The sequence below is a fragment of the Mycobacterium sp. genome (assembly GCF_044370595.1).
Lineage (GTDB): Bacteria > Actinomycetota > Actinomycetes > Mycobacteriales > Mycobacteriaceae > Mycobacterium.
The window spans coordinates 1-4,925 of record NZ_JBILVF010000202.1; the positions used below are offsets into that span (position 1 = coordinate 1).

The 4,925-nt window shown below is 66.6% G+C and carries 4 protein-coding genes and 1 pseudogene; 3 read left to right on the plus strand and 2 right to left on the minus strand.

The window, feature by feature from the left end:
* Positions 1-251: fatty acid desaturase family protein (locus tag ADBZ5N_RS17335; protein WP_526259570.1), on the plus strand; the 251-nt coding region annotated here is incomplete at its 5' end.
* Positions 252-393: 142 nt separating this feature from the next.
* Positions 394-912, plus strand: a complete 519-nt coding sequence (locus ADBZ5N_RS17340; protein WP_526259572.1) for a hypothetical protein — start codon at positions 394-396, stop codon at positions 910-912.
* A 13-nt stretch (positions 913-925) separates the two neighbouring features.
* Here ADBZ5N_RS17340 and ADBZ5N_RS17345 read toward each other — a convergent pair whose 3' ends face one another.
* On the minus strand, positions 926-1,531 hold the full coding sequence (locus tag ADBZ5N_RS17345) for a TetR/AcrR family transcriptional regulator (protein WP_526259574.1): 606 nt from the start codon (positions 1,529-1,531) through the stop codon (positions 926-928).
* A gap of 85 nt (positions 1,532-1,616) precedes the next feature.
* Here ADBZ5N_RS17345 and ADBZ5N_RS17350 point away from each other — a divergent pair, with 85 nt between their 5' ends.
* A complete protein-coding gene (locus tag ADBZ5N_RS17350; RefSeq protein ID WP_526259576.1) occupies positions 1,617-2,957 on the plus strand; it encodes a cytochrome P450 in 1,341 nt (446 codons plus the stop codon).
* Positions 2,958-2,960: 3 nt separating this feature from the next.
* On the opposite strand, the pseudogene ADBZ5N_RS17355 reads toward ADBZ5N_RS17350, so the two are convergent.
* Positions 2,961-4,925 (minus strand): annotated as a pseudogene (locus ADBZ5N_RS17355) (hypothetical protein); the annotation flags it as partial.

Sequence of the window (4,925 nt, forward strand, 5' to 3'; positions counted from 1 at the left end):
GCAGGCTGTTTCACATCCTGTCCGGCAACCTGTCCCACCAGATCGAGCACCATCTGTTCCCGGACATCCCCGCGCGTCGGTACGCCGAGATCGCCCCGCAGGTCCGTGAGATCTGCCGGCGTTACGAGTTGCCCTACAATTCCGGGCCGCTGCCCACACAATTCGGCACCGTCGTGCGCAAGATCGTCCGGTTGGCGTTGCCGCCGCGCGGGTCGGCCACTCGGGCCGGCGCCAACCAGGTGGCTGCCTAGCCGCACGAAGCCGCGGCTGCACCAGGAGGATTGCCGTCGCCTCGTTCAAGAGCCTCGATACCCCCGCGGATCTCACTCGAGGACAACGGACTTGGTTTCCCGTTCCGCGCCCAACCTACTCCGGGTGGCTAGAGTGGCCGTCATGACGTGGCTGCGTCAACGGGACGGCGTCACCTGCGGACCCAGTGTGGCGGTAATGGCTGCTGCGATGCTCGACGTCGAATACGGAACACGGCTGTTCTCGGGTGAGGCCGACGCCGCCCAGCGGTGGTTCCACGCCGAGCAGGGTCGGGTGCACCGAGCCATCAACGTGGTGTGGCCCCGGGCGTTGGGTACCACGCCGGCCGGAATGGCGCGGGCGTTCAACGCCCACAGCGCGGTTCGGTACCGGTGGCGCCCGGCGCGGCGGCGCGATCCGCTGGCCGATGTCCGCGCCGCGGTCGCGGCCGGCTGGCCGGTGGCGATGCTGATCGGCTCGACGATCCCGCGTCACTGGGTACTGCTGAGCGAACTCGGATCCGACGACGATTCGGCGCTGCGGTGCTACGAACCATCGTCGGGACGGACGGTCACGGTCGACATCGGCGACATCCGGGCGGCAACCTTGACCGGTCTCGGATTTCCGCGGCCGTTCTCGTTCGTCCTGCCGACCGGCTACTGACCCGTGCGGGTGATCAGCACCGGCCGGCCAGCAACGCGGTAGCCACCGACACCGCCGACTCGATCATCCCCGCCGGTGGCGCGCCGTCCTCAACCGTCTGCGCAGTCAGTTCGCGCAGACCACCCACCAGAATCACCGCGGCGGTCGATGACAGCGGCCTCAGGCCCGCCCGCGCGAACCCGGGGCCGGCGGAGAGTTCGATGATCGCCTCGGCAATGCGTCCTGAACTGCGCCGCATCAACGGGCGGGCAGCCGCACCCAGCGCGGGTAGTTCGCGAATCCAGCTCAGCGTGATCGCCGGGGTCGCCTCGATGGTCCCTACGTAGGCGGCCACGGCCTGGCGGACTTGCTCCTGCCAGGGCGCACCCGGGTCGACTGCGTTGCGCAGTGTGCCGACCAGTTCCTCGTTGTTCGCCGTCAGCAGGTCGAAGAAGCACTGCTCTTTGGTGGCGAAATGGTCATAAAAGGTCCGTTTGGAGGTCCGGGCGTGCCGAACGATGTCGGCGACGGTGGTGTCCCGGTAGCCACGCTCCTCGATCGAGGAGGCCAAGCCGTCCAGCAGCCGCCGCCGGAAGTCCTGCCCGGCGGCGGCGGTCTGCTCGGCGGCTGGTGCGCTCACCTGGGTCCTTACTTGTCGGAGGCTGGTACCCAAGGGTACCGTCGAAGCGACACGGCCGGTACACGCCGGTACCACAGGAGGTCTGATGAGCGAAGCGCCCGCACTGCAGGCGACGGCAACCGGCGCCCGCCTTCCCCCCTCGCTCCCCCTGCCATACCCGCTCATCAGCCTGGCCTTCATCGCGGCGCGGCGCCGGTTCGTCACCTGGGCCACCCGCAACCACGGCCCGGCCTCAACGCTGCGCATACCTGTCTTCGGTGACGCCGTTCTGATCTCGGATCCGGCACTGGTCAAACAGGTGTTCACCACCAGTCCCGAAGTCCTGCACAACATCCAGCCCAACCTCAGCCGCCTCCTCGGAAAAGGGTCGGTCTTCGGACTGGAGGGTGCCGATCATCGCCGCCGGCGCAAATTGCTCACCCCGCCACTGCATGGCAAGAGCCTCGGCGCCTACGAGCGCATCGTCGAGGAGGAGACGATGCGTGAGATGGCGTCCTGGCCGGAGGCCGCTGAATTCGCGACCCTCGAACCGATGATGCGGATCACCCTCAACGTGATCCTGCGTGCGGTGTTCGGAGCCGACGGCGCAGAACTGCAGCAGTTGCGGGAACTGCTGCCCAAGTGGGTGACGCTGGGATCCAAACTGGCGCTGCTTCCCACCCCGGTCCATCGCGCCGGGCGCTGGAGCCCGTGGGCGCGGTTGGCCTCCTACCGGCAGACTTACGAATCCCTGATCGACAATCTGATCAGCCGGGCGCGCCAGGATCCACACTTCGAAGATCGCACCGACGTGTTGTCACTGTTCCTGCGCTCGACTTACGACGACGGTACGACCATGAGTCGCAGCGATATCGGTGATGAGCTGCTGGCACTCCTGGCGGCCGGGCATGAGACCACGGCGTCCACCCTGGCTTGGGCGTTCGAGCGGATCTCCCGCCACCCGGAGGTTCTGGCGCGGCTGGTCGCCGAGGTTCCTGGAGACGGCAACAGCTACCGGCAGGCCACCATCTTTGAAGTGCAGCGTAATCGGACCGTGATCGACTTTTCCGGCCGAGATGTCGCGGCACCAATGTATGAGCTGGGGCAATGGCTTGTCCCACAGGGATATTCGATACTGGTTAGCCTGCTGGCGCTGCACCGAGACCCGCAGGTCTACCCCGATCCGGAACGGTTCGACCCCGAGCGTTTTCTGCACGAGAAGCCCAACACCTACTCCTGGGTGCCGTTCGGTGGCGGCACCCGGCGCTGCGTCGGCGCGGCATTCGCCAACATGGAACTCGACGTCGTGCTGCGAACCGTTCTGCGGCACTTCACCATCCGAACCACCAACGCCCCGGGCGAGAAGTGGCACCATCGCGGTGTGGCGTTCACCCCGAAGAACGGAGGCCGGGTAGTCGTTTACCGCAGGGCGGTACCGCTGGGCTGAGCCTCAGACCAGGAACGGGTTGAAGTACTCAACCGGAGGCCGGCTTCCGGCCGGGACAGGAAGTGGAAGCAGCGGAATCACCCCGAGTGGCGTCACGATGTTGAGCGCCTTGAGTTCGACTCCGCCCAGCGGGATGTCGGCGTCGGCCAGCCCGAACCCGCCGGTGAAGAAGATGAAGTTGAGCACGGAGCCGACCGGCGGTATGTCGAAGGGGGTGCTTCCCGTTTTGCCCGCGGTGACGTCAGTGATCAGGAGTGCTTTGCTGTGAACACCATAGCCGTCCCACTGGGAGGCCACGTTGGCGTCGACGCTGCCGATCTTGCGTCCCAGGAAATCGTAGACATCGAACTGTTGGTATCCCTGGGTTTGAACGTCCCTGGGTGGCAGTCCGTTCACCCCGGCCGGTAGCTGGGCGGAGGTGGCGACGAACTTCTGGCCACCCGGGGCCGTTAGCGACTTGATGGTGGGCTCGGTGGACGCGTTGAACGAATTGAACAGCTCCGGTGGAAGATCCCAGACACCCAAGGGTGTCTTCAGCGTGATCGAGATGACGTCGCGAGGCTTCTGAGGCATGGACGCGTAGAGCAGGTACACGTCGTCGCTGCCAAAGTAGGCGACGTTGTAGACGGTGCCGACCGGCGGGGTCTGGCCGGGCTGGGTGCCGACGTTGACGCCGTCGTTGGCGGTGACGAGGATGGCCTGGGTGTAGATGCTGATGATGTCCGAGGTGGTCGTGAATTCCCCCTCGAAACTGCCGACCGATTTGCCGGCCGAGTCGAAGATGCCGAATGTCTGACGTCCTTGCACGCTGTTGAACAGCGGAAGAAATCCGATTGACGCGGTGATGTCTTGGCCGCTTGGCTGAGCGGGGGCGATGCTGAAGCCGCCGCCGAGTTCCACCGGCCTGTTGTCGAACGTGCCGTCGGCTAGGCCCTCCGACGCGTCATAGGAAATCGGCAGGGCGATGTTGCCGAATGGTGTCTCCAGCTTGACCGACACCTTGTCGCCGGACGGCGAGGGCATCGCTGAGTACGACAACCCGAACAGACCCAACGACAGCGAGGAAATCATCGACCCGACCGGTGGAATCTGCCCGGCGCCGGTTCCCACATTGGTTCCGTCGTTGCCGGTCACCAGTAGTTGGACGTACCGACTGCCGATGGAGGCCGGGTCACCCGCGGTCACCAGGGCTTCGAAGCTACCGACCGTCTGCTTGGTGGCCGGATCGACGAGGTTGAATTCCTGGCTGCCCTGGAACATGTTCGGCATCCCCGGCCAGTAGGTGAAGCGGCCGGTGAAGGCGGTGACGGTCTCGATGGTCTTCGGCACCACGTTGTAGCCGTCGAGCACCAGGAGTGTCGGCGCGACCTGGATGCTGACCTGTGCGGCGCCGGTGGCGGCAGCCAGAGGCTGACGTCGTGCCGCAGCCAGCAGCAGCCAGCTCGCCGGCCCATCCACCTGCGGAGTGAACGGTGAGTTACCGAAGAAGGTGTTGACCAGGCGGCCGACCACTGAGTTGATCAGGGTGGAGATCCGGTTGGTCACAGCCGCAACCATGGTCGGCACGCCGACACCGGGGCGCACGGCTTGAGCGGTCGCGGCCTGAGAAGAGGCCACCGCAGTCCTGGCGGACTCGAGCAACGCGGTCACGGCCAGGGGCGCGGCGGGGACCGTCACTGCGGCCGCCGGTGCGGGGACTGCGGCGGCTGCCATGGCCGCCGGCGTCGGATCGGGGACGGACGCCGGGGACGTTCCGGGGTCGGCCGCAGCGTTCCCGGCGGCCCTCGGGCCGGGGACGCTGCCGGCCGCGGCCGGCGACGGCGCCGTCGATTCGGCGAAGTCGCCCCCGCGACCCGGGGTGCCGTGGCGTCTGACCGGTTCGGGGAGGTCCTTTTCGGCTGCGGGGACATCGAAGTGTGAACGACCGGTCGCCGACGACGGCTGCGGAGCGCTTTGAGAGGCAGTACC